Annotated in this window: 22 protein-coding genes (1 of these 22 cut by a window edge); 9 read left to right on the top strand and 13 right to left on the bottom strand. The window is 70.6% G+C overall.

Annotation, left to right across the window (positions count from 1 at the left end):
- Window positions 1-39 precede the first annotated feature (39 nt).
- Window positions 40-1,641 (bottom strand): bifunctional phosphoribosylaminoimidazolecarboxamide formyltransferase/IMP cyclohydrolase, encoded by a 1,602-nt coding sequence (gene purH, locus miv_RS25650; protein ID WP_207179654.1) that lies wholly within the window; start codon window positions 1,639-1,641, stop codon window positions 40-42.
- 301 nt (window positions 1,642-1,942) lie between these two features.
- On the opposite strand from purH, the gene miv_RS25655 reads away from it, so the two are divergent.
- Both miv_RS25655 and lanM read left to right on the top strand, forming a co-directional pair.
- A complete protein-coding gene (locus miv_RS25655; protein WP_048428312.1) occupies window positions 1,943-3,265 on the top strand; it encodes a hemolysin family protein in 1,323 nt (440 codons plus the stop codon).
- A gap of 122 nt (window positions 3,266-3,387) precedes the next feature.
- Window positions 3,388-3,792, top strand: coding sequence for a lanmodulin LanM (gene lanM, locus miv_RS25660; protein WP_207179657.1), 405 nt, complete (start codon window positions 3,388-3,390; stop codon window positions 3,790-3,792).
- 110 nt (window positions 3,793-3,902) lie between these two features.
- On the opposite strand, the gene miv_RS25665 is transcribed toward lanM, so the two are convergent.
- Window positions 3,903-4,136 (bottom strand): hypothetical protein, encoded by a 234-nt coding sequence (locus miv_RS25665; protein ID WP_048428314.1) that lies wholly within the window; start codon window positions 4,134-4,136, stop codon window positions 3,903-3,905.
- A 395-nt stretch (window positions 4,137-4,531) separates the two neighbouring features.
- Between miv_RS25665 and miv_RS25670 the strand changes: the two genes are divergently transcribed.
- A complete protein-coding gene (locus tag miv_RS25670) occupies window positions 4,532-5,563 on the top strand; it encodes an adenylate/guanylate cyclase domain-containing protein (protein ID WP_179945869.1) in 1,032 nt (343 codons plus the stop codon).
- Window positions 5,564-6,256: 693 nt separating this feature from the next.
- Window positions 6,257-6,688 (top strand): Ros/MucR family transcriptional regulator, encoded by a 432-nt coding sequence (locus miv_RS25675; RefSeq protein ID WP_048428315.1) that lies wholly within the window; start codon window positions 6,257-6,259, stop codon window positions 6,686-6,688.
- Window positions 6,689-6,745: 57 nt separating this feature from the next.
- Here miv_RS25675 and miv_RS25680 read toward each other — a convergent pair whose 3' ends face one another.
- Window positions 6,746-7,540, bottom strand: a complete 795-nt coding sequence (locus tag miv_RS25680) for a DUF1194 domain-containing protein (RefSeq protein WP_207179659.1) — start codon at window positions 7,538-7,540, stop codon at window positions 6,746-6,748.
- Window positions 7,541-7,797: 257 nt separating this feature from the next.
- Here miv_RS25680 and miv_RS25685 point away from each other — a divergent pair, with 257 nt between their 5' ends.
- Window positions 7,798-8,538 carry a restriction endonuclease gene (locus miv_RS25685; RefSeq protein ID WP_207179661.1) on the top strand — a complete coding sequence of 247 codons (741 nt, stop codon included), beginning with the start codon at window positions 7,798-7,800 and terminating at the stop codon, window positions 8,536-8,538.
- A gap of 289 nt (window positions 8,539-8,827) precedes the next feature.
- On the top strand, window positions 8,828-9,601 hold the full coding sequence (locus miv_RS25690) for a ComF family protein (RefSeq protein WP_207179663.1): 774 nt from the start codon (window positions 8,828-8,830) through the stop codon (window positions 9,599-9,601).
- A gap of 102 nt (window positions 9,602-9,703) precedes the next feature.
- On the opposite strand, the gene miv_RS25695 is transcribed toward miv_RS25690, so the two are convergent.
- The 10 genes from miv_RS25695 to miv_RS25740 all read right to left on the bottom strand — a co-directional run bounded on the left by miv_RS25695 (window position 9,704) and on the right by miv_RS25740 (window position 23,124).
- Window positions 9,704-10,966 (bottom strand): MFS transporter, encoded by a 1,263-nt coding sequence (locus miv_RS25695; protein WP_207179665.1) that lies wholly within the window; start codon window positions 10,964-10,966, stop codon window positions 9,704-9,706.
- Between the two features lie 294 nt (window positions 10,967-11,260).
- Window positions 11,261-11,458: a putative motility protein gene (locus tag miv_RS25700; RefSeq protein WP_048428320.1), complete on the bottom strand. Its 198-nt coding sequence runs from the start codon at window positions 11,456-11,458 to the stop codon at window positions 11,261-11,263.
- Window positions 11,459-11,500: 42 nt separating this feature from the next.
- Window positions 11,501-12,163, bottom strand: a complete 663-nt coding sequence (locus tag miv_RS25705) for an invasion associated locus B family protein (protein ID WP_207179666.1) — start codon at window positions 12,161-12,163, stop codon at window positions 11,501-11,503.
- Between the two features lie 213 nt (window positions 12,164-12,376).
- Window positions 12,377-13,858, bottom strand: a complete 1,482-nt coding sequence (gene zwf, locus miv_RS25710; RefSeq protein ID WP_207179667.1) for a glucose-6-phosphate dehydrogenase — start codon at window positions 13,856-13,858, stop codon at window positions 12,377-12,379.
- A 213-nt stretch (window positions 13,859-14,071) separates the two neighbouring features.
- Window positions 14,072-14,986: an SDR family NAD(P)-dependent oxidoreductase gene (locus tag miv_RS25715; protein WP_207179668.1), complete on the bottom strand. Its 915-nt coding sequence runs from the start codon at window positions 14,984-14,986 to the stop codon at window positions 14,072-14,074.
- A 228-nt stretch (window positions 14,987-15,214) separates the two neighbouring features.
- On the bottom strand, window positions 15,215-16,312 hold the full coding sequence (locus tag miv_RS25720; protein ID WP_207179669.1) for a DUF4167 domain-containing protein: 1,098 nt from the start codon (window positions 16,310-16,312) through the stop codon (window positions 15,215-15,217).
- Between the two features lie 432 nt (window positions 16,313-16,744).
- Complete coding sequence (prmC, locus tag miv_RS25725) at window positions 16,745-17,617, bottom strand: peptide chain release factor N(5)-glutamine methyltransferase (RefSeq protein WP_207179670.1); 873 nt, start codon at window positions 17,615-17,617, stop codon at window positions 16,745-16,747.
- Entirely contained in the window at window positions 17,614-18,693 is a 1,080-nt protein-coding gene (gene prfA, locus miv_RS25730) for a peptide chain release factor 1 (RefSeq protein ID WP_048428325.1), read from the bottom strand. The genes prmC and prfA overlap by 4 nt, the downstream gene beginning before the upstream one ends.
- Before the next feature lie 662 nt (window positions 18,694-19,355).
- Window positions 19,356-21,617 carry a phosphoenolpyruvate--protein phosphotransferase gene (ptsP, locus tag miv_RS25735; RefSeq protein ID WP_048428326.1) on the bottom strand — a complete coding sequence of 754 codons (2,262 nt, stop codon included), beginning with the start codon at window positions 21,615-21,617 and terminating at the stop codon, window positions 19,356-19,358.
- 271 nt (window positions 21,618-21,888) lie between these two features.
- Window positions 21,889-23,124, bottom strand: coding sequence for an aspartate kinase (locus miv_RS25740; protein ID WP_048428327.1), 1,236 nt, complete (start codon window positions 23,122-23,124; stop codon window positions 21,889-21,891).
- A 257-nt stretch (window positions 23,125-23,381) separates the two neighbouring features.
- On the opposite strand from miv_RS25740, the gene ubiG reads away from it, so the two are divergent.
- The 3 genes from ubiG to miv_RS25755 form a co-directional block, all read left to right on the top strand.
- Entirely contained in the window at window positions 23,382-24,131 is a 750-nt protein-coding gene (gene ubiG / locus miv_RS25745; RefSeq protein ID WP_207179671.1) for a bifunctional 2-polyprenyl-6-hydroxyphenol methylase/3-demethylubiquinol 3-O-methyltransferase UbiG, read from the top strand.
- A gap of 60 nt (window positions 24,132-24,191) precedes the next feature.
- The gene (locus tag miv_RS25750) at window positions 24,192-24,764 is read left to right on the top strand and encodes a YbhB/YbcL family Raf kinase inhibitor-like protein (protein WP_048428329.1); all 573 of its coding nucleotides are present in this window, start codon (window positions 24,192-24,194) and stop codon (window positions 24,762-24,764) included.
- 100 nt (window positions 24,765-24,864) lie between these two features.
- Window positions 24,865-24,995: the beginning of an NADPH:quinone oxidoreductase family protein gene (locus miv_RS25755; RefSeq protein WP_058619237.1), read on the top strand. It continues 844 nt past the right edge of the window; the window shows 131 of its 975 coding nt (coding positions 1-131); its start codon is at window positions 24,865-24,867; the stop codon falls past the right edge of the window.

Below are 24,995 nucleotides of genomic sequence, written 5' to 3' on the forward strand. Positions count from 1 at the left end.
GAAGGCCGGCCCCCGATCGAGGGGCCGGCGCGTGTCCCGTCAGTGCCGGAAGTGGCGGTGGCCGGTGAGCACCATGGCGAGGCCGGCCTCGTCGGCGGCGCGGATCACGTCGTCGTCGCGCATCGAGCCGCCGGGCTGGATCACCGCCGTGGCCCCGGCCTCCGCCGCCGCCAGCAGGCCGTCGGCGAAGGGGAAGAACGCGTCGGAGGCCACCACCGCGCCGCGGGCGAGGCTCTCGGGGAGCCCGGCGGCCTTGGCGGCTTCCGCGGCCTTCCAGGCGGCGATGCGCGAGGAATCGACCCGCGACATCTGCCCGGCGCCGATGCCGACCGTCGCCCCGTCACGCGCGTACACGATGGCGTTCGACTTGACGTGCTTGGCGACCCGGAAGGCGAAGCGCAGGTCCGACAGCTCGGCCTCGGTCGGGGCGCGCTTGGTCACGACCTTGAGCGGCATGTCGTCGACGACGGCGTTGTCGCGGTCCTGGACCAGGAAGCCGCCCGCCACCGTGCGCCAGACCTGGCCGGGCTCACGGGGATCGGCGACGCCGCCGGTGGTGAGGAGGCGCAGATTCTTCTTGGCGGCGACGATCGCGGCCGCCTCCTCGGTGGCGTCGGGCGCGATGATGACTTCCGTGAAGACCTCGACGATCTTCTTCGCGGCCTCCGCATCCAGCGTGCGGTTGAGCGCGACGATGCCGCCGAAGGCCGAGACCGGGTCGCAGCGCAAAGCCCGCTCGTAGGCCTCGATCAGGTCGGCGCCTTCCGCGACGCCGCAGGGATTGGCGTGCTTGACGATGACCACCGCGGCGGTGCGGGCCGGGTCGAACTCGCTCACCGCCTCGAAGGCGGCGTCGGTGTCGTTGATGTTGTTGTAGGACAGCTCCTTGCCCTGGAGCTGGCGCGCCGTCGCGACGCCCGGGCGCGGGGCGCCGGCGGTGCGGTAGAACGCGGCCTTCATGTGCGGGTTCTCGCCGTAGCGCAGCCCCTGCGCGAGCGTCCCGCCGAGCGCCCGGAAGGTCTGGGTCTCGGGCGCCGCCTCGATCTCCCCGGCAAGCCAGGTCGAGATGGCGGCGTCGTAGGACGCGGTGCGGGCATAGGCCTTCTGGGCCAGCCGCCGGCGGGTCGCGAAGGTGACGGCGCCGTCATGGGCGTCGAGGTCGGCCAGAACCGAATCGTAATCGGCGACGTCGACCACCACGGCGACGTCCTTGTGGTTCTTGGCCGCCGCGCGGATCATCGCCGGGCCGCCGATATCGATGTTCTCGATGCACTCGGCGGCGGGCTTGCCGGCGGCGAGCGTCGCCTCGAACGGGTAGAGGTTGACGACGAGAAGATCGATCGCCGCGATGCCGTGGGCCAGCATGGCGGCCTGGTGCTCGGGGTTGTCGCGGATCGCGAGCAGTCCGCCATGCACGCCCGGATGCAGGGTCTTGACCCGGCCGTCCATCATCTCGGGGAATCCGGTGAGGTCGGAGACCTCCGTCACCGTCAGTCCGGCCTCGGTCAGCGCCCGGTGGGTGCCGCCGGTCGAGACCAGGGTCACGCCGCGGGCGGCGAGCGCGCGGGCGAACTCCACCAGCCCGGTCTTGTCGGACACGGAGAGAAGCGCACGGGAAATGCGGGACAGGTCGCTCGCCATGATGAACCGGGTCTTTCGGTCGTTGAGCGCGGCGCGGCGGAGATCCCCAACAAGGGAAGAAGCCTGAGCCGGCGCAGGATCTTTGCCGGCGCCTAGCAGAAACCGCGGGTCGAGGCCAGATGTTGCGCCGCGGGATGAACGCGGTCGTCGATCGCCCGCGCGACCGGACTTCCGCGACGGCATCGCCCGTGGAGGAACGGCCGGATCGGGCATCGGACGGATAGGCTCGGAGGAGCAGACTTGCTATGAGGGGGCCGGCCACGCCCCGCCCCGGGAGCGGCCGGTCGCGCCACGGGAGGCGGTGATTTTCTCCGACAGTCCCTGGGGGACGGGCCTCGGCCTGTTCGCCATCGTGTTCCTCGTTTTCGCGAACGGGTTCTTCGTCGCGGCCGAGTTCGCCCTCGTGGCCGTCCGGCGCAGCCGGGTCCAGGAGCTCGTCGCCGAGAAGCGCACCAATGCCGGTGCCCTGCAGCGGGCGGTCGACAGCCTCGATTCGCACCTGGCGGCCACCCAGCTCGGCATCACCATCTCGTCGCTGGCGCTGGGCTGGGTCGGCGAGCCGGCCCTGGCCCACCTGATCGAGCCGCTGCTCGCCTTCCTGCCGCAGGGCGTCAGCACGGCGGGGGCCCACGCCATCGCGGTGGTCTTTTCCTTCGTGGTCATCACCTCGCTGCACATCGTGCTGGGCGAGCTGGCGCCGAAGAGCCTGGCCTTGCAGCGCAGCGAGCGCACCGCGCTCGCCATCGTGCGCCCCCTGCGGCTGTTCCTGCTGGTCTTCCGCCCGGCGATCTCGTTCCTCAACGGGCTCGGCAACGGCGTGCTGCGGCTCTGCGGCCTGCAGCCGGGCTCCGGCGAGGGCTCGCTGCATTCCACCGCCGAATTGTCGCTGCTGGTCGCGGCGAGCCAGGAGGCCGGGCTGATCCAGGAGGCCCAGCAAGCGGCGGTGCAGCGGATCTTCGGCATCGGCGAGCGGCGGGTGCGGGACATCATGACCCCGCGCCACGAGGTCGACTGGATCGATATCGAGGATCCGCGCGAGGCGGTGCTGGAGACGATCCGTGCCTGCCGTCACGAGCAATTGGTGGCGAGCCGCGGCGAGATCCACGAGATCGTCGGCGTGCTGCGCAAGCAGGACGTGCTCAATCAGCTCCTCGACGGAGCGCCGATCACGCTGGACGCGATCATCCGCGAGCCGATCGTCGTCCACGAGGGCATGCCGATCCTGCGGGTGCTGGAGACCTTCAAGGCCAAGCCCGTCCGGATGGCGATCGTCGTCGACGAGTACGGCGACCTCGAGGGCATCGTCACCCAGACCGACCTCCTCGAGGCGATCGCCGGCGACATTCCGGAGACCGACGACGAGGAGCCGATGGTGGTGGAGCGCCAGGACGGCTCGCTGCTGATCGACGGGATGATGCCGGCCGTCGAAGCATTCGAGCGTCTCGGCCTGACCGAGCGGCCGGATACCGACGACTTCTCGACGCTCGCCGGCTTCGTGATCTTCCAGCTCGGACGCATTCCCACCGCCGGCGACGGGTTCGAGCGGGGTGGCTGGCGGTTCGAGGTCGTCGACATGGATGGACGCCGGGTCGACAAGATCCTGGCGGAAAGGCTCGAAGCGTGACCCTCCCCTGCGTCAGACGGGGTTGCAAAGCTTCCCGCAACGGTTAGGTATCCGCTTGCCAGATTATCCCGACCCGCTCTCTTGGAGAGGGTGGGCGACGACTCTCGCGCCGGAGACCTTTGATGCTGAACCGCACCCTCCTCCTCGCCGCCCTGCTCGCCGCGCCGCTGGCGCTCCCGGCTTCCGCCGAGGCCAAGCCGAAGGCCGACCGCACCATCGCGGCCGTCGACACCGATTCGGACGGCACGATCGACCTCGCCGAGGTGAAGGCGGCCGCCGCCGCGGTGTTCGACACGCTCGAGAAGGATGCCGACGGCACCCTCGACGCCAAGGAGCTGAAGGGCCGCCTGAGCCGCCAGCAGCTGATGAAGGCCGATCCGGACAACGACGGCACGCTGACCAAGGACGAGTACGTCGCCCTCACCGAGAGCCTGTTCAAGGCTGCCGACCCGGACAACGACGGCACGCTCGACGCCAAGGAGATGAAGAGCCCGGCCGGCAAGACGCTGGCTCGCCTGCTCAAGTAAGACGCTGCATCGAACAGTCCCTCTCGCGGCGTTCGCACCGGATAGGGCGCGCGCCGCGAGCGGGAAGGACAAAGGGGCGGCCCGCGAGGGACCGCCCCTTACTCATGCGGTCAGTCGCAGCGCTCGCTGTGGACGGTCTTGCTGTCGCCGTACTCGTTGGTCTTCTTGACGGTCTTGGTCTCGCAGCCGCCGACCGAGCCGGTGGACTCGACCGACCGCTTCTCGATGACGGTGTTGCGCTCCACCGGTGCCGAATCGCGACGGATCACCGTGACGTCGTCGGCCAGCGCCGGGACGGTGACCAGGGCCGCGAGCGTCGCGAGAGTGGCAAGACGAAGGGACATCATAGGCTCCGGGTTCGAGGACTGTTCAGCGCTTCGAAACGCCATGGTCAAGCCAAGAGTTCCCCAGATTTAGAGAGGTTCTTGGGGTTTCTTGAGGGAGTTCGCGAAGGGGCGGACGCGTCCTTGGATGCCTCGCGGATCGCGCATGGGTGATCGCGCATGGGCGATCGCGCATGGACGAAGGCGGCGACGATCTGTGGCGCCGTGCCGCCGGTGCCCTCAAATCGGCACGAATCCCGGTTGAACTGCCCTGACGCCGCGGGCCTGCCCCGAGCCCGACGGCGCAGGAGAGCGCCATCGTGCCCGCAGCCGGCCCCGTCGACCACCGCTCATCGGGGGAGCCGGATTCCGTCGGGCTCGCGGCCCGCGCGGCCGAGTTCTGGCGCGCCCTGCGGCTGCCGATCCCACAGCACGCCTGGTTCTGGATCGGGATCCTCGCGCTCAGCGCCGGGGCCGGCCTGCTCTACGACGCGCTGTTCAAGAACGGCATTCCGCTCGTCGCGGCGATCCACGGCGTATTCATCGGCGCCTGCGCGCTCCTGATGGAGCGCGGCACCCTGCTGCCGCGGCTGCAGGCGCGGCTGCGCCGCCTGCCGACCTTCCTCTACGTGCCCATCGCCGAGCTCGCCTATGTGGGCATGATCACGCTCGGCCACGCCATCGGCGGCATCATCGTGTGGAGCACCGGCTTGAGCGCCGAGCCCTTCGCGGAGGCGGTGGTGCCCTCGCTGCGGGTGCTGGTCTACGCGCTCGCCGTCTCGGCGCTGCTCGTCTTCGTGGTGCGCATGCGCGACCTCATCGGCGCCGAGGTCTTCGTGAACCTGCTGGTCGGGCGCTATCATCGGCCGGTCGAGGAGGAGCGGATCTTCCTGTTCGTCGACGTCGTCGGCTCCACCGCCTATGCGGAGACGCACGGGGCGCTGAAGACCCAGGCCTTCCTCAGCGCGGTCTTCGCCACCCTGGCCGAGCCGGTCCGGCGCTGCCAGGGCTCGACCGACGACTTCGTCGGCGACATGGCGATGATCACCTGGCCGATGGCCCGTGGGCTGCAGGCCGCCCGCTGCGTCGCCTGCGTCCTGGCGATCCAGGACAGCCTGACCCGGGACGCGGCCGCCTGGCAGGAGCGGTTCGGCACCGTGCCGCGCATCCGCGCCGCCCTGCATGGCGGGCCGGTGGTCACCGCCGAGATCGGGGTCGACCGGCACAAGATCGCGTATTTCGGCGACGCGGTGAACGTCACGGCCAGGCTTGAGGCTCTGTGCCGCACCCTCGACGCGCCGGTGCTGATCTCCGGCGACCTCCTGGCGAAGCTGCCGCGCCTGCCCGAAGGCGTGCGGGCGCGCCCGCTCGGCGAGCATGCGGTGCGCGGGCGCGACCAGGCGCTCACCGTCGCGGCCATAGAACCGGCCGGCCGACCGCTCGCCTGAAATGCGGCCGGACCCGCGGCCGTCGGATAATCGATCCAAGGATCTCGCCTGCCCGGCTCGTCGCCAGGGGCCCAATCCGACTGTTCCGGACGCCCGATCGCGTCCGAAGCGGGCTTCGTCACGACTGATTTAATCGTTCGCCGAAGGTTTCATCGCGCGCGACAACCTGCGGCGGATCGTGATCCTGCGGGAAAACGCAGACAGGGAGCGTTTCGGCATCGATCGAGTCGTGCATAACCCAATCGTGAAGACTTTCATCACCCGGTAACCATTCGTGTCCGCGATCGACACCTTGTGGTTGGTGCGCCACCCGTTCGAGAGTGGGGGTGGGCGTTTGCCCCTGACGGACCCTCGTCTTGCAACAACGGTGTTACAATCACGATGTCTAAAAGTTGACGATACACCCAAACGGTATAATCCGAAGAGGATACGGCCTGAGCCTCAGACTCGCACGAGATGGACGGAAGGGCTGCCGTCGCTGAAATCAGCACAGCGTCGGCTGCGAATCGTCCCGCAGAAGACTACCGACCGGAGATCCTGCCAGGGGAAGATTGCTTCTTTTTCCCTTGCGGTTCCGACGCCGACGCCATAGTTGCACGCGGAAGCAAAGGCGGGTCGGTCCTGCGGCATCAGGGTCCTGAGGCAGGATTGCCCGAGCGTCTCACCGATCGACCCGGAGCAGAGGACTACGCGATGAACGAGAACGAGGCGCCGACCAACCACATCCAGCTGGCGGCGGATATCGTGGCAGCCTTCGTGAGCAACAATTCGTTGCCGGTGGCGGAACTGCCCGTCCTGATCGCCTCGGTCCATTCCGCGTTGGGCAGCCTCAATCACGGCGAACAGGCCGAGCAAGCAGAGCCGCTGACGCCGGCCGTCCCGATCAAGAAATCGATCATGCCGGATTACCTGGTTTGCCTCGAAGACGGCAAGAAATTCAAGTCGCTGAAGCGTCACCTGCGCAGTCGCTACGGAATGACGCCGGAGGATTACCGCGCCCGCTGGAATCTGTCGCCCGATTACCCGATGGTGGCACCCAACTACGCCGCGGCGCGCTCGGAACTGGCCAAGACCATGGGGCTCGGGCAGCAGCGGCGCAAATCCCTGCGCAACGGCGAGGGATGAGCCGTCGCGGCGGCGCTCCTCTGCAATATACCACTTGAGGTTGTATCTCGACGCCGCTCAATCCCAGTCCGGATTGGGCCGTTCGCCGATCAGGCAGTTGGCGCGGGGCTCTCCCTGGGCCCGCTGCACCAGCGGACCGGTCTCCCGCCCGGCCACCTCGCGGATGATCTTGGTGCGGATGGCGGCGGCGAACTGGTCGCGTTCGCGGACCGGCACCATGAAGCTGCCGCCGCCGCCGATCACGCAATCGCGGTAATAGAGGTCGAGGTCCTTGATGTCCCAGGGACCGCTCGGCTCGCGGATCATCAGCGGCAGGCCGTTGATGACGATCCCCTGTCCCACCGCATCGTCCCGGGCCCGGGTGACGGACCGGCCCTGGTTGTTCGGTCCGTCGCCCGAGACGTCGATCACCCGCCGCGTCGCCTCGAAGCCGCTGCCGGAGAGAAGGCCGACGGAGAAATCGATCGCGCTGGCGATCGAGGTCCAGGTCGAGCGCCGGGGCGGGCTCTGGACCAGCCGCTCGGCGAAGCCCGCAGCATCCTCGGGGCCGGCGATGAGCGTCCAGGGCACCACGACCCGCTGGCTGCCGACCCCGGCCCATTCGACATAGGTGACGGCGATGCGGCCGACCATGCCCTGGCGGATCGCCTGGTGAATGGCCGGGTTGCGGAACGCCTCGACGTAGCCCTCCCGCTGCACCGCCTGCTCGTCGCCGGTCATCGACAGGGACACGTCGACCGCCAGCACGAGGGCGACATCGACCTCGACCGAGGAATCCCCGGCCCGCGCCGGCGGGCCGACCGCCGTCGCGGCGAGGAGGCAGGCGAGAAGCGCAGCGACGCGTGACCTCATCCGGGGACTCCCCTGCGCCGGCCCGAGGACACCCCGGCGGAGCACCAGGATCGGCCGTGCGGCGGCCTGGATGCAAGCGCCGCGAAGGCCTCGCCTCGACACGCTCGCGTGAGGCCGCGTCGCGGCGGTGCCCGGCCGGGCCACCCGCGTTCTGCTGTGGATGACGCCGGGGATGGGAGGGGCCTTAGGCTGGGGACAACGCGGTCCCGCGACAGTCCGGATCATCCGGCCGCGTCCTGCGGCGCGAGGTTCTTTCGATGCGTCGTTCCTCCAGCCTTGCCGACCGCCTGTTCTGGCCTCTCCTGGCCGGTGGCGCGGCGAGCCTGTGGTTCGGGCCCAAGGCCCTCGCGGTCGCCGGGCTCGTGGTCCTGGTGCTGGTCCTGCACCGGCTCGGGCGCGGGGGCCGCTTCCGCCGCCGGGTCCGGGCGATCGCGCGGCGCCACCGCGAGACCCTGGCGCTTCGCCGCCGGCAGGAGAGCTACGTCGATCCCTACGGCAACGAGATTCTCGACGGCTGGCTGCGCGAGCGCAGCTACTTCGCCGAGCGCACGGTGCTGCCGCGCCTCGAGGCGGAGGGCTATGGCGACCTGATCGAGGCGCGCTACGACGAGATCCTGGCCATCGTCGAGGCCGCCTCCCTGAGCGTCGTGCTGCCGGACGAGGGGAATGCTCCGCCGGAGGACGGGCTCGCCTACGAGCGCTTCTGCGCGGCCCTGCTCGAACGCGCCGGGTGGGACGCGCACACCACCAAGGCGGCGGGCGACCAGGGGGCCGACGTGGTGGCGGAGCGCGACGGCATACGGCTGGTCGTCCAGTGCAAGCGCTACGCGAAGCCGGTCGGCAACGGCGCCGTGCAGGAGGTGGTGTCGGCGCGCAGCTACTGGAACGCCGACCACGCGGCGGTCGTGTCGAATGCCGGCTTCACGCCCGCCGCCCGCAAGCTCGCGGCCGTCACCGACGTGCTGCTGATGCACCACGACGAGTTGCCGGAGCTGTGACGGCGACCGGACGGAGGCCGCGTCGAGGTCGCGTATCAGACGGTACGTGCCATCCGATCGACGATCTCGATCGATCCTCCACGGCCGCAGCCGCACAGGCCGCCCCCCGCCAGAAGACATGGCGGCGGTGACATTCGTCGCGGAACGGGGGCTCGGACCGCTCGATCGCGGCGCGAGACGAGAGCAGAATGTCGCCTGTCCCGGCCACCTCGCCCCTCCTCGATCGCCCGCCCATGATCACGCGTGAGACCACAGCCCCGTCAGAGATCGTGGCAGCCGGTATCGGCCGATGGTGATCACGCCGCGCCGATTGGCAAGGCTGCCGGGCGTCGTCATCCGGGGCGTGGTCGGGCTCGTCTATCCGCCGAGCTGCATCGCCTGTGGGGCCGCGACGGCGGTGCCACACGCGCTCTGCGCGGCGTGCTGGCACGAGATGCGCTTCATCGAACGGCCCTATTGCGAACGGCTCGGGACACCGTTCTCCGTCGATCTCGGCTCGCCCGGCCTGCTCTCGCCGGCCGCTCTCGCCGATCCGCCGGTCTACCAGCGCGCCCGGGCGGTGGCGCGCTACGACGCCACGGCGCGGCGGCTGGTGCAACGCCTGAAATACGAGGATCGCCTCGATCTCGCCGGGGCGATGGGTGCGATGATGGCGCGGGCCGGCGCGGAGCTCCTGGCGGAGGCCGATCTCGCGGTGCCGGTCCCGCTCTGGCGCTGGCGGCTGTGGCGCCGACGCTTCAATCAGGCCGCCCTGCTGGCTCGGACCGCGACCCGCGGCAGCGGCGTCCCGATGGCGCCCGAACTCCTCGCCCGGGTGCGGCGGACCCGCCAGCAGGTCGGACTCACCCGCGCCGCGCGGGCGGAGAACCTGCAGGGCGCCTTCCGGGTGCCGGAGGCGGCACGGCCTCGGCTTCAGGGCAAGCGGGTCCTCCTCGTCGACGACGTCCTGACCACCGGCGCGACCGCGAACGCCGCCGCCCGGGCGCTCCTGCGCGGCGGGGCGACGGCGGTCGACGTGCTGGTCTTCGCCCGCGTGGTGAGCGACGGGCGCGATGTCGTCTAGAGCATTTTCCGACGAAGTGGATGCCGGTTCGTCGAAGAAAATGCGGCAAAACAAAGACTTAGAGAGCTTCGCGATTGCAACGCGATCGTGAAGCGCTCTAGGTCAGGCGCGCTGGACGCCGCCGATCGTTTCCTCCGGCGCGGACGCGGCCTCTCCGGCAGCGGCCAGGACCTTGCCGCGGGGACCGACCCAGACCCCGACCCATCGGCGCGACCACAGGGCGAGGCCGCCGAGCACGATCGCCGTGAAGGCGGCATAGAACAGGAAGCCCGCCGCGAAGCCGCCGGTATACTGCTTCGACAGGCCCATGGCGTTGGGCAGGATGGCGCCGCCGAGCGCCCCGACCTCGCCGATCATCGAGCCCGCCACCGCGGTGTTGGTCGGCCAGCGCAGGGGCACGAGCTGAAAGAGCGCGCCGTTGCCGGCACCCAGCGCCGCGAAGCAGAACATGAACAGGATCGTCGTGACGAGGAGCGTCGGCGCCGCGGTGAGCGCCAGGAAAGAGCCGACGGCGGCGAGCAGCACCACGGTCAGCACCAGGATGCCGCCGATCCGGTCGGCGAAGTAGCCGCCGAGGATGCGGATGCCCGATCCCATCAGCGCGGCCAGCATGGTCAGCCGCCCGGCCTCGATCTTGGTGACGGCGAACTGCTCGTAGAAGAAGGTCGGCAGGAAGTTCGACAGGCCGATGAAGCCGCCGAAGGTGATGACGTAGACGAGGTTGAAGGCCCAGCCGTCCTTCTCGAACAGGCAGGAGACGTGCTCCCTGAAGCTCTGGTGCTCGCGGTCCGGCGGCTCCTGGGCGAAGACGATCATGACGACGAGCGGGATCAGCATGACGAGTCCGGCAAAGCCGTAGACCGCCTGCCAGCCATAGGCCTGGGCGAGGGGCGGCGCGAACAGCACGGCGAGCACGGTGCCCGAGTTGCCGGCCCCGGCGATGCCCATCGCCAAGCCCTTGTGCTCCGCCGGAAACCAGCCCGAGCCGAGGGAGAGCGCCACGCCGAAGGAGGCGCCGGCGATGCCGAGCAGCACGCCCATGGCGAGCACGTCGGTGAAGGAATGCACCAGCAGGAAGCCGTAGGCCATCGCCAGCACGATCAGCGACATCTCGGTGATCGCGGCGTTCTTGCGCCCGATATACTGCGCGAGCACGCCGAGGGGAAACCGCATGATCGCGCCGGCGAGGATCGGCAGCGAGATCATGAAGCCGGTCTGGGCCGGCGTGAGCTTGTAATGCTCGGTGATGAACGGGCCCATGGCACCGTTGAGCACCCAGATCGCGAAACAGAAATCGAAATACAGGAATGCCGCGAACAGGGTCGGGGGGTGCCCCGATTTCATGACGGTCTTGAAACTGGCCATCGGACGAGCCTCACGCATAGCCCCCGCGGGGGGTCTTCGACGCGCTTCAGGGTGAGGATCGCTCAAGAGCCTCGCGGCCCGATCGCGCTCCTCCGTCTGTCGGACATCCCTGTCCAAGGCTCGGGCGTCGTTGCCCCGCGGGCCGTGAGGCCAGCCTGCGGGGGTGGAAAGCAGCTTTCGTGCCAGTGCTGTGATGGATGTGCGACGGCAACGCCGGATCGAAGATCGTGCCGGCCTGCCTCAGGGGCAGGCAGGGGCTGATGCGCCGGGCGGCAGCGGGGCGATCGGCGAGGCTCAGACGCTCACGTCGAGGATCTGTCCCTGGCCGGGCGGAGGCGGCGCCGGGATGTTGGCCGTCTCGGCCACGAAGGCGGCGACGCTGCGCTCGGCATCGAGCTGCTGGCGGGTCACGGCGGTCGCGACCTGCTGGCTGTAGGTGGCGCCGTGCTGGGCCACGGCGACGGCGGCGAGGGAGGCGGAATCGATGCTCATGCCGGAAGCCTGCCGCCCAAGCGTGACCAGGCCGTGAAGATGTCAGCTCAAAAGCTGGGACATCCGGGCGAGCGCGGCGGCGAAGCCGGCGAGCGGCACCGTGATGGTGTCGGCCTCGCCGTTGGGCTTGGTGCCGGTGACGCGCAGGTTGACGGCGGTCTTCATCGCGTCGGTGGCCACCGTCGGGAAGCTGATCGGCACGATGCAGCCGGCCTGGACGCAGGAGGTGTAGGGCGCGCCCTTGCCGAGCGTCGCGTCGTCGAGCTTGAAGGTCACGCCGGGCTCGATCGAGAGGCCGAGCGGCATCAGGAGGAGGCCGTTGCTGCGCCCCTCCTGCGGCGGGTTGAGCTCGATGCTGAACCGGCGCTGGCCGGTCTGCGCCACGCCTTGCGCCTGCGACAGCTGGCACTGCCGCTTCTCGTTCTCGCGGGTGCAGCTGATGGTCCAGTCGCCGTAGACCTCGCTCACCGCGCTGGCGCCGTTGGGCCAGGCCCCGGTCGGCGCCGCCACCGGCGCGGGGGCGGCCTCCGCCTTCGGGGCAGGTGCGGGCTTGGGCGCCGCGCGGCGTACGGGCTTGGGAGCCGGCTTGTGCGGCGCCTCCGCCGCCGGTGCCTCGCCGGCGGGCTCCTCCTGGGCGCGGGCGGGGCCCGCGAGGAACGCGGCGAGGACCAGCAGGCTGGCGAGGGGCAGGCGGCAGGGCGACATGATGGATTCCTCGACGCCCGTCCGTGCCGGGGCGCGGACGGGCCTTTGTCTCGCGGCTGCTCTAGAGCGAGGCACGCCGGAAGGGAAGCCGCCGGACGGCCAAACTTGCGGCCATGCCCTTGAGATCCCTGAGATATCTTGGATGCATTCCAATCAAGCGCGGGCGGTCCGGCGGCTTCTTGGGTCCCGCCGCGGTCGATCGGGACGCGCCGCCTACGATCCGCCGAGATCCTCGTGCCAGGTGCGCCCGTCGCGCTCGATCAGCGCGATCGCCGCGGTCGGGCCCCAGGTGCCCGCCGGATAGGGGCGCGGCGGTTCCGGGCGGTCGGCCCAGGCGTTGAGCAGGGTATCGGCCCAGGCCCAGGCCGCCTCGACCTCGTCGCGGCGCATGAACAGGGTGGCGTTCCCCCGCACCACGTCCATCAGCAGGCGCTCGTAGGCGTCCGGGTAGCGCTGGTTGAAGGTCTCCTCGAACGAGATGTCGAGGCCGGTCGCGCGCAGGCGCATGCCGCCGGGGCCCGGCTCCTTCGTCATCACCTCGAGCTTGATGCCCTCCTGCGGCTGCAGCCGGATCACCAGGCGGTTCGGCTCGCGGGCGAACTCGTCGGAGAAGATGCTGAACGGCGAGGAGCGGAACTGCACCACGATCTCGGACACCTTCTGGGGCAGCCGCTTGCCGGTGCGCAGGTAGAACGGCACGCCGGCCCAGCGCGGCGTCATCAATTCGAGCCGCAGGGCGACGAAGGTCTCGGTCAGGCTCTGGCCCTCCCCGCCGAGATCGGCGGCGTAGGAGGCGACCGGCTGGCCGTTGACCGCACCGGCGACGTACTGGCCGCGCACGGTCCGCATCGGCACCTCGTGGGCCGGAATCGGCTTGAGCGCCCGCAGGACCTTCAGCTTCTCGTCCCGCACCGCGTCGGCGTCGAGCGAGAGCGGACTTTCCATGCCGAGGAGGCAGAGGAGCTGCAGCATGTGGTTCTGCAGCATGTCGCGCAGCGCGCCCGACGTGTCGTAATAGCCGCCGCGTCCCTCGACCCCGACCGTCTCCGCCACGGTGATCTGGACGTGGTCGATCACGTCGGCGTTCCACAGCCGCTCGAAGATCGTGTTGGCGAAGCGCAGGGCGAGGAGGTTCTGCACCGTCTCCTTGCCGAGATAGTGGTCGATGCGGAAGATCTGGCTTTCGGGAAAGACCTTGCCGACCTGATCGTTGATGGCGCGGGCCGAGGCGAGGTCGTGGCCGATCGGCTTCTCCAGCACCACCCGCGAGCGCTCGCCGATCAAGCCGTGGGCGCTCAGGTTGCGGCAGATCGAGCCGTAGAGGCTCGGCGAGGTGGCGAGGTAGTAGGGCCGGACGTGGTCCGGGCGCTCGGCCAGCAGGCTCGCCAGGTCGTCCCAGCCATCGTCCCCCGCCCCGTCGACCGCGACGTAGCGGAGATGGTCGAGGAAGCTCGCCACCGTGGCGGGATCGCGGTCGGCCGCCGGAACGTGGCGTTCGAGCGCTTCGGCGGCGAGATCCCGGTACTCGGCGGTGCCGAGATGGGTGCGGGCCGCCGCGATGATGCGGCTCTCCCCGGGAATCTGGCGATCGCGAAAGCGCTGGTAGAGCGCCGGCAGCAGCTTGCGCATCGTCAGGTCGCCGGTGGCGCCGAACACGACCGCGTCGAAAGCGGCGACGGGGATGATCTTGTGCATCGGGTGACGGGTCTCCCGCTTCTCGCCGGCCGTATCCTCCGCACGGGAACGGCCGGCCTACCTGCCTGAGGGCGGTCGCCTCGCGCGTCCGGCCCCCTCGCCTGTCGATTCGGCGTGTGTCTGTGCGCCCGACGCGGGCCGGACGCTACGGAAATCTGGCGAGGCGGCCCTCGCCGTGCTCCGGAATGTCCGGTCTCGCGTCTGCGCCGCGCGTCAGAACGAGGCCGGCGTGGCCGCGGCCTCCTTGATCCCCTCGTCCGCGCCGGTGCTCCCGCCTTCCAGCGGCGCCTCCATATGGGCGGCGAAGCCCGCCTTGTGGTCGGGGTGCCAGCGCGAGAGGGCCGGACGGTTGCGGATCACGTCGTCGGAGGACCAGCGCATGCGCTTCTCGTCCATCTCGCGGGTGGTCTCGTTGTCCGGGCAGAGGATGTAGAAATCGCCCGAGGCCATCCGGTCGAGAAGAAAATCGACCGTCTCCTCCGGCGTCCAGGCGCCGGCCGGCTTCTCGGTCACGCCGCGGGCCCGGGTCAGGCCGGTATAGACGAAGCCCGGGATCAGCAGGTGGGCGGTCACCGGGGAACCGGCCTCGCGCAGCTCGTGGGCGAGGGCTTCGGTCGTCACCTTCACGCCGGCCTTGCTGACGTTGTAGGGCGTGTTGCCCGGCGGCGTCGTGATGCCCTGCTTGGAGCCGGTGACGATCACCGCGCCGGGCCGTCCCCGCTCGATCATGCCCGGCACGAAGGCCTGGAGCGCGTTGACGACGCCCCACAGGTTGGTGTCGAGGATGCGGTGCCAGGTCGCGGCATCGGAGAAGAACCGGCCCCCGGCCTCGATCCCGGCATTCGCCATCAGGACCGACACCTCGCCCAGGGCCGCGGCCTCGCGGGCGAGGGCCGCGAGGGCTTCGGGCACGGCCACGTCGGTCGGGACCGCGCGGACCTCCGCCGCACCCTGCGCCACGGCGGAGACGGCTCGGTGGGCCGCGTCCAGCGCCTCGCCGGGGAGGTCGGCGAGCACCACCCGCATCCCGGCCGCGGCAAAGGCCTTGGCGGCGGCGAGCCCGATGCCGCTCGCGGCGCCGGTGACGACCGCGACGCGGCCCTGCGCGAGGGCGGGATGATGAGTCATGCTGTGCTCCACCTCGGACGACCCGGCGGGATCTCCGCCTCGCGGGACGTTCGTCCCGTGCTTCAAGGCCGGCAGGTAGGTGGGCGCGCGGGAAACGCCACATGCGGCGCCGCAAAAAAATGCCGCTGCCGGATCCCGGCACGGGGCGACACCGCCTTCACCAACGCAAAGAGCCGGCTTCCCCGAGAGGAAACCGGCTCCAGATCGTTCACGAAGCGGGACTGCCGCTCACTCGCCCGAAGCGTCCGAGGGCTTGGGAAAGAGCTCGGCGGAGGGCTCGCCCCCGCCCTCGGCACCCTCGAAGCGGGTGCGGCGGCGACGGCGCGGCCGGGGAGCGGGCGCCTCGTCCGTCGTCTCGACGGGCGTGGCCGGAGGGGCCGGGGGGGCGTCCTCGACCGGAGCGGGCGCGGGTGCCGCCGGCCGCACCGGCGTGGTCAGAAACGCCGGCAGGCCGGTCGGCTCGTCGGCGGAGAGGACGGGCTCGGCGCGGGGCTCCTCGCGGCGGCGCTCGCGGCGGAACTCGGAGCGGCCGCCCTCGCGGTAGCCCTCTTGCCGGGGCGCATCCTGCCTTGCCGCATCTTGTCTCGGCGAATCTTGTCGCGATGAATCCTGCCGACCGTCGTCCTGCCGCGGCTGCTCGGTGCGGGAGAAGTCCTGCCGTTCCGCCCGGGGCTGACGGTCCTGCCGATCCTGACGCTCGCCGCGATCCTGACGGTCGCGCTGCTGGCGCTCGGGACGGTCCTGCCGATCCTGGCGGTTCTGCTGGAAGCGCTCGCGGCGCTCCTGCCGGTCGGGACGGTCCTGGCGCTGGTGCTCGGAGCGGTCCTGGCGCTCGTAGCGGGACGGACGGTCCTCGCCCCGGCTGTCGTAGGGCTGCGGCTGCTGGGCGGGATCGCCGTAATCGTCCGCGGCGCCGTAGCCCGACTGGGCGTAGCCGTTGCCGTTGCCGCGATCCTGGCCGCGGTCCTGGCCGCGGTCCTGGTTCCGATCCTGACCGCGATCCTGAACCGCGTAGCCGTTGGTCGGCACGCCCTCGTCGTCGCCGTCATCCTCGTCGTCGAAGCCCGGGCGGCCGTAGGTTCCGCCGTATTGCTGGCGATACTGCTCGTTCGCCGCCGTGATGATGCGGAAATAGTGCTCGCCGTGCTGGAAGTAGTTCTCGGCCATCACCGGATCGCCGCTCGCCTGGGCGTCGCGGGCGAGCTGGGCGTACTTCTCGGCGATGTGCTGGGCCGTTCCGCGGATCTTGACGTCGGGACCGTTCGATTCGTAGGCCCGGGTCAGCGGGTTCGGCCCCTTGGTGTTGCTGCGGTTGCGACCACGCATACGCCTGTTCTGGTTCGGTCTCATCGGTCTCGACTGACCCTCTTCGACGACTTGAAGGGCGGGACTTCACGCGCTGAGCGGTCCTTCGTCCGCGGATCCGGCGGCCGTCTGCCGGCCTTGTCTCCGCAGCGATGTCCGCCGTGCCCTGTGCGACCGCGGGGCGTCTCACCGCCGGCCGCCGTCGATCCACAGATGCGGGTCACCGGACCGCCTACGCGCTGATGGGTCTGCCCGGTGGTGGAAGATCGTCCGAAGGTCCGCGCCCGATGTCGCGCCTGAGAACTGAGCCTGGCTGTGATATCCGGACCGTTCACGATCTACCCTGGGACGTTAGCGGGTTCGGCCGGCCTCGCCAAGTGATTTCGAGTCGATTTTGCGCGTCGTCCAGGCCAGTTTGCGGCGGGAGGCACGGAAAAATCTGTCGAAATCGGGTCAGGACTCGCGCGAGGGCGCCATCGCCACGACGCGGGGATGCCCGGCGAGGTCGCGCCGGACCCGAGGGCTCAGGCCGTTCGCCTCGGCGAGCCCGCACAAGGCCGCCTCCTGGTCGTAGCCGATCTCGACCAGGAGATGCCCGCCCGGCGCCAGCAGCGGCGGCACCTGGGCCAGGATGGTACGGTAGGCGTCGAGCCCGTCGGGCCCGCCGTCGAGGGCGAGGCGCGGGTCGTGGTCGCGAACCTCGCCGGACAGTTCGTCGACGACGGCGCTCGCGATATAGGGCGGGTTGGCGACGACGAGGTCGAAGGGCCCGGCGAGCGCCGCCGCCCAGTCGCCGGCCGCGAAGGCCGCCCGGTCGCCGACGCCGTTGCGGCGGGCATTGGCCCGGGCGGTGCGCAGCGCGCCGAGCGAGCGATCGAGGCCGAGCCCCCGCGCCCGGGGCCATTCGGTGAGGAGCGCCACCAGGATGCAGCCCGAGCCGGTGCCGAGATCGGCGACGCGGTGGGCGCCGTCCGGTCGCAGGCCGAGGCCGAGCGCCGTCTCGACCAGGGTCTCGGTGTCGGGCCGCGGCACCAGGGTCTCGGGCGAGAGCGCGAAGGGCAGACCCCAGAACTCCCAGGCGCCGATGATCCGGGCCACCGGCTCCCCGGCGATGCGCCGGGCCAGGAAGGCGGCGACGCGCTCCGCCCCCTCCGGACCGATCGGCGCGTCGCCGCGCAGGGCGAGGTCGGTGGCGGTGATGCCGAGCGCCTCCTCGACCAGGATGCGCGCGTCGAGGGCGGCGGTCTCGATGCCCCGGGCGGCCAGCGCGTCGACGACCCGGGCCCGGGCCGCGACCCGGCTCGTTTCCGGGGGGAGTGCGATCACGCCATCCCCTCGGCGGCGAGGAGCGCCGCCTGGTGCTCGGTGATCAGCGCATCCACCACCTCGTCGAGGGCGGTGCCGGCGATCACCTCTTCCAGCTTGTAGAGGGTCAGGTTGATGCGGTGGTCGGTCACCCGGCCCTGCGGGAAGTTGTAGGTGCGGATCCGCTCCGAGCGGTCGCCGCTGCCGACCTGCGACTTGCGGTCGGCGGCGCGGGCGGCATCCTTCTGGCTGCGCTCCTGGTCGTAGAGCTTGGCCCGCAGGAGGGCCATGGCGCGGGCCCGGTTCTTGTGCTGCGAGCGCTCTTCCTGGACGAAGATCACGATGCCGCTCGGCACGTGAGTGATGCGGATCGCCGATTCGGTCTTGTTGACGTGCTGGCCGCCGGCGCCCTGCGCCCGCATCGTATCGATCTTCAGATCGGATTCGTTGACCTGGATGTCGACCTCCTCCGCCTCCGGCAGGACCGCCACGGTGGCGGCGGAGGTGTGGATGCGCCCCTGGGTCTCCGTGTCCGGCACGCGCTGCACCCGGTGGGCGCCGCTCTCGAACTTCATCCGGGCGAAGACGCCGCGGCCCTTCACCTCGGCGACGACCTCGCGGTAGCCGCCCATCGTGCCGGGGCTCTCGGAGATGACCTCGACCCGCCAGCCCTTCAGGTCGGCGTAGCGCGAATACATCCGGAACAGGTCGCCGGCGAAGAGCGCCGCCTCGTCGCCGCCGGTGCCGGCGCGCACCTCGAGGATCGCGCTCTTCTCGTCGGCCGCGTCCTTGGGCAGGAGCATGAGCTGGAGCGCGCGCGCGGCGGCGTCGCGGGCGGCCTCGGCCTCCGGCTTCTCTTCCGCCGCGAGCGCCCGCATCTCGGGATCGCCCTCCTCGATCATCTCCTCGACGCCGCGCAGCGCGCTCTCGGCGGCCCGGAAGGCGTGGATCGCCCCGACGACGGAATCGAGGTCCGAGAGCTCGCGCGAGAGCTGCACGAAACTCTCCGCGTCGGACTCGCCGGCGCTGAGGGTGGCGGTGACGATGTCGTGGCGGGCCAGGATGGCGTCGAGACGGTCGGACGGGATCGCGATCATTCGAGAGATATGGCCATGGGCGGCGGACGGTTCAGCCGGGGCGGCCCGCGCCCGGTGCCGGAGATGGTGCCGCGTATAGCAGGTCTGCGGGGGTTGGGGAGTCGGTCAGGCCGTGGACAAAAGCCTTCTTGCCGCGGCGTGAGGCGGCCATGAGCCTTTCCAAAAGCAGGCCGTCCGCTCCATCGCGTGGGCGAGGAGGCGGGGGAGGCATCCCGCACCTCATCTCGTCGGATGGACGTGATCGGATCGGCCCGATCGTGACGGCCGTGTCCATCCGGTCGGGCGTTTCATCACGATGATTGTCACGAGAGGTCAGCCGTCCACATCGCTCGAAGCCTGTTCGATTTGCACGACAGTCTTGACGCGCTCCTTGTCATTCCGGGGCCGCGCAGCGGAGCCCGGAATCCAGACGCGCAGGTGGAAAAGAACGAAGTGGTACGCTGTCGATCTTCCTGAAGAACCATCGGCGGTTCTGGAGCCCGGGCTCCGCTGCGCGGACCCGGGATGACGATGAGGGTATGAAGACTGTCGATCAGGTCGAACAGAATCTTATGCTCTTTCGCCCCAGAGTCTTCACGATCGAAGATGGTCCTCCCCCATGCCCTCCGGTCGTCGTTCTGGATTATAGACCCGCGCTAGGGTCGGTGCGGCCACGCGACCCGTCAGATTGGAACGCCGTGCTCCTCGGCGAAGGCCGCGAGCGCCGGACGCAGCGAAGCGCCGTCGCGGTTCCGGGCCAGTTCCCGATCGAGGAATTCCGCCACGGCGCCGGCATCGATGCCCAGCACCATCGCCTTGATCGGGCCGATCGAGGCCGGGGACATCGACAGCGCACGGAAGCCGAGCCCGATCAGCGCCATCGCCTCGAGCGGCCGCCCGCCGATCTCGCCGCAGACGGTCGCCGGGGTACCGGCGGCGTTGGCCCGCTCGGCGATCAGCCGGAAGGCGCGGAGCGCCGCGGCGCTCAGGGGGTCGAAGCGGTTGGCAACCTGGCGGTTCTCGCGGTCGACCGCGAACAGGAACTGCATCAGGTCGTTGGAGCCCACCGAGAGGAAGTCGGCCTCGGCCGCGATCTCGTCCATCTGGAACAGCAGCGAGGGCACCTCGACCATCACGCCGAGCCGGCATTCCGAGGGCAGCGGATAGCCGTGGCGGGTGAGATGCGCCTTCTCGCGCTCCACGATTCTCTTCGCCTGGACGAACTCGTCCACGGTCGCGACCATCGGGAACATGATCTTCAGCGGCCGCCCGCGGGCCGCCTTGAGGAGCGCGCGCAGCTGCATCCGCAGCAGGCCGGGCCGGTCGAGACCGATGCGGATCGCCCGCCAGCCGAGGGCCGGGTTCTCCTCCTCCAGCGCCTTCATGTAGGGCAGCACCTTGTCGCCGCCGATGTCGAGGGTGCGGATCGTCACCGGCAAATCGCCGACGGCGTCGAACACGGTCTCGTAGAGGATCTGCTGCTCGGCGGCGCTCGGCATCCGCTCGGCCACCATGAACTGCAGCTCGGTGCGAAAGAGCCCGACGCCCTGTGCTCCGGTCTCGGCGAGGTGCGACAGGTCGACGATCAGGCCGGCATTGAGCTGGAGCGCGACCGCGACGCCGTCGCGGGTGACAGCTGGCACGTCGCGCAAGGAGCGGTACTGCTCCTGGCGCCGGGCGCGCAGGCGGGCCTTCTCGGCATAGGCCGCCTCGATCTCGGGGCCGGGCCGGATCTGCACCTCGCCGGTGCCGCCATCGACGATGATGCCGTCGCCGGATTCGACGAGCGCGGTGGCGTTGGCCACCTCCCCCACCGCCGGGATACCCAGCGCCCGGGCCACGATGGCGATGTGGCTGGTCGGCCCGCCCTCCTCCAGCACCACGCCGCGCAGGCGGGAGCGGTCGTAGTCGAGGAGCGCCGCCGGCCCCATCGAGCGCGCCACCAGGATGGCGTTCTCGGGCATGGCCGAGGGGCCGATCCCCTCGCGGCCGACGAGCTGGCGCAGCAGCCGGTTGGCGAGGTCGTCGAGGTCGTGCAGGCGCTCGCGCAGGTAGGGATCGCTCTGGCGCAGCATCCGGGCGCGGTTGTCCGACTGCACCCGCTCCACCGCGGCCTCCGCGGTGAGGCCCGAGAGCACCGCCTCGCGCATGCGCCGCAGCCAGCCCTGGTCGTGGGCGAACATCCGCACCGTCTCGAGCACCTCCCGGTGCTCGCCGGCCCCCGCGACGTCGCCGCGCTCGACGAGGTCGTCGATGGCCGAGCGGACCTCCGCGATCGCGGTATCGAGGCGCGACACCTCGCGCTCGACATTCTCGGCGATGAGGTTGCGCACGACGATGCGCGGCTCGTGCAGCACGACGTGGCCGAGGCCCACGCCGTCGGCGAGCGCGACGCCGCACTGGCTCAGCGCCCGGCGCGAGGCGCTGACGGTGCCGGGCGACAGGGCCTGCAGCTCGCCCGAGGCGATCATCTCCGCCAGCACCATGGCGGTGGTCTGGAGCGCCTCGATCTCCTCCTCGGAATAGACCCGGTAGGTGCGGTTCTGCACCACCAGCACGCCCAGCGTATTGCCGGCCCGCAGGAGCGGCACGCCCAGGAAGGCGTGATAGACCTCCTCGCCCGTCTCCGGCCGATACGAGAAGGCCGGGTGCGACTGGGCGTCGGAGAGGGAGAGCGGCTCGGCGGTGGCGGCGATCAGGCCGACCAGGCCCTCGCCGGCCCGCATGGTGGTGAGGTGCACCGCCTCGCGGTTGAGGCCCTCGGTCGCGAAGAGCTCGAGGTTGCCGTCGTCGCGCAGGACGTAGACCGAGCAGACCTCCGCGACCATGTTGGACGCGATCAGGACGACGATGCGGTCGAGGCGCGCCTGCGGGCCGACGGGCTCCGCCATGGCCTCGCGAAGGCGGCGCAGTAGCAGGCGCGGGCCTCCAGGCGCTGCGGGCATCGTCTCGTGTTCCACCCTTTGGCGAGCCGGGCCCGGCGCGGCGCAACCGAAAGGTCCGCCTGCGCGGGCCTGACGCATCGGCCCCGTCCTCGCCGTATAGCGAGTCCGACGCCCGGCCGGCAAGCGTCCTTCAGGGGTAGGGCCCGCCACGAGGGCCGGCCATTTCGGGGGAAAGGCGGGCGGTGACCGTCCGGAAACGACGACGCCCCGCCCGCGAGGCATCGCGGACGGGGCGTCGTCGAATACCGGCCGGCGCGGGGCGCCGACGAATTCAGGCCTTGTCGAGGCCGTAGAGCGCGTGGAGGGTGCGGACCGCCAGCTCCGTATAGGCGGCGTCGATCAGCACGGAGAACTTGATCTCCGAGGTGGTGATCGCCCGGATGTTGATGCCCTTCTCGGCCAGCGCCCGGAACGCCTTGGCGGCGACGCCGGCATGGCTGCGCATGCCGATGCCGATCGCCGAGACCTTGACCACGTCGGTGGCGCCCTCGATGCGCTCGACCTCGACGGTGCCGGACTGCGCCTCCAGGATCGCGCGGGCGCGCTCGTAATCGGCCGCCGGGACCGTGAAGGTCATGTCGGTCGCCGCGCCGTCGCCCGACACGACCTGGATGATCATGTCGACGTTGATGTTGGCATCGGCGAGCGGGCCGAAGATGGCGGCGGCGATGCCGGGCTTGTCCTTCACCCGGCGAAGCGTGATCTGCGCCTCGTCCTTCGAGAAGGCGATGCCCGTGATGATCTGCTGTTCCACGATATCGTCCTCGTCGCAGATGAGGGTGCCGGGGCGGGCGTCGTCGGGGTCGTCGAAGGAGGAGCGCACGGTGGTCGGCACCCGGTGCACCATGGCGAGCTCGACCGAGCGCACCTGCAGCACCTTGGCCCCGAGGGAGGCCATCTCGAGCATCTCCTCGAAGGCGACCCGCTCGAGGCGCTGGGCCTTCGGCACCACCCGGGGATCGGTGGTGTAGACGCCGTCGACGTCGGTGTAGATGTCGCAGCGCTCGGCGCCGATCGCCGCCGCGATCGCGACGGCACTCGTGTCGGAGCCGCCGCGGCCCAGGGTCGTCAGGCGGCCGGTCTCGGGGTGGATGCCCTGGAAGCCGGCGATCACCGCGACCTCGCCGCGCTTGAAGCCGGCATCGAGGCGGGCGCCGTCGATGTTCTGGATCCGGGCCGAGCCGTGCTGGTCGGAGGTCTCGATCGGGATCTGCCAGCCCTGCCAGGAGCGGGCCTTGATACCCATCTCGGCGAGCACGATGGCGAGCAGACCCGACGTGACCTGCTCGCCGGAGGCGACGACCGCGTCGTACTCGGACTGGGCATAGAGGGGCGAGGCGTCCTTGCACCAGGCCACCAGCTCGTTGGTCTTGCCGGACATCGCCGAGACGACGACCGCCACCTCGTAGCCGGCCCGCACCTCGCGGGCGACGTGGCGGGCGACGTTGCGGATGCGGTCGACCGTGGCGACGGAGGTGCCGCCGAATTTCATCACCAGGCGGGGCATGGGGATCCGATCGAACAAACTGCTTCGAACAAACTGCTCTTGCGAACTGCTCTCGCCGACCGCCCTCGCGACGCGTCTGCCGCAGCGCGAGATGGTGGGCGTCCGGCGGGTACAAGCGCCCCGGGCCGGTGTCAACGCCGCGGGCCCCTCGGCGGCGCATCACGGCGGTTGGCCCGGGACGGCGGCTGCGCTACCTCGACGCCGAGAGACCCTTCGAGAGACCTTTTCTCTCCCGCCCACAGGAAGGCCTGGCGCCGATGAGCGAACCGACCGGACCCTCGATCGACCGCGACGAGGTCGCCCGCTTCGATCGCCTCGCCGCCACATGGTGGGACGAGGCGGGGCCGATGCGGGTGCTGCATCGCTTCAACCCGGTGCGCCTCACCTACATCCGCGACACGGTCTGCCGGCATTTCGGCCGCGACCCGCTGGCGCCCGCGCCGCTGTCGGGCCTCAGCCTCGTCGATGTCGGCTGCGGCGGTGGCGTCCTGTCCGAGCCGCTCGCCCGCCTCGGCGCCGAGGTGACCGGCCTCGATCCGGCCGTGACCAATGTCAGGATCGCGCAAGCCCATGCCGACGAGGCCGGGGTGCCCGTGCGCTACCGGGCCGAGACGATCGAGGACGTGGTGGCCGCCGGCGAGCGCTTCGACATCGTCTGCGCCATGGAGGTGGTGGAGCACGTCACCGACATGCCGGCCTTCGTGCGCACCGCCTGCACGGCGGTGAAGCCGGGCGGGCTCTTCTTCGCCGCGACGATCAACCGGACGATGCGCTCCTTCGCGCTTGCCATCGTGGGGGCGGAATACGTCCTCGGCTGGCTGCCGAAGGGAACCCACGACTGGAACAAGTTCGTGACGCCCGACGAGCTGCGCGACGCCGTCGAGGGCGGGGGCCTCGCGGTCACCGACACGACCGGCGTCGTCTTCAATCCGCTCACCACCCGCTGGAGCACCGCCCGCGACACGGCGGTGAACTACATGATCGCGGCCGAGCGGCCTCGCGCCTGACCGCGCAACCCGGACCCCTCTCCCCCGGTTGTCGCCGCGAGCAACCGAGGAGACGGGTCCATGCTGGAAAAGATCCCCCACGCCCTGGGCGAGGCGCTGTCGGGCCTGCGTGCCGGCCTCGACAAGACCGCCTACCACGCCGAGTTCGAGGGCGCCCCCGCGGCGATCCGGGTGACGAGCCCGGCCTTCGCGGACGAAGCCGCGATGCCGGCGCGTTTCACCCAGGACGGCGAGAAGCTCTCGCCGCCGCTGGCCTGGAGCGGCATTCCCACCGGCACCGCCGCCGTGGTGCTGCTCGTGGAGGATGCCGACAGCCCGACGCCGAAGCCGATCGTCCACGCCATCGCGTGGGACCTAGAGCCGACGGACGAAGACCTGCCCGAGGGGGCGCTGGCGAGCCCCGGCTCGGACGGAACGATCGAGGAGGTCGGCAAGAACACTTTTCTCAAGGCCGGCTACCTGCCGCCCGATCCGCCGACCGGCCACGGCCCGCACCGCTACCTGTTCCAGGTCTACGCGCTGAATCGGCGCCTCGGTCTCGACGGCACGCCCGGCCGCAGCGCCCTCATCGAGGCGATGCACGGCCACGTCCTCGCCAAGGGGGCCCTGACCGGGACCTACGAGCGCGCCTGACGGGCGTCGTCACGGCCTTATGCCGGGTTGCCAGCAGCCACGGCCTGGCCCACGACTCGGCGCCAGGCCGCCGGATGCGCGGCGGGGAGGATCGGTGGCGATGAAGGCACTCCTGTGCAAGGTGCTCGGCGGGCCGGAGAATCTGGTGATCGAGGAGGTGCCGGATCCGGTACCCGGGCCGGGCGAGGCCCTGGTGCGGGTGAGCGTCGCGGCGCTCAACTTCTTCGACAC

The organism is Methylobacterium indicum (genome assembly GCF_017347565.1).
Taxonomy (GTDB): Bacteria; Pseudomonadota; Alphaproteobacteria; order Rhizobiales; family Beijerinckiaceae; genus Methylobacterium; species Methylobacterium indicum.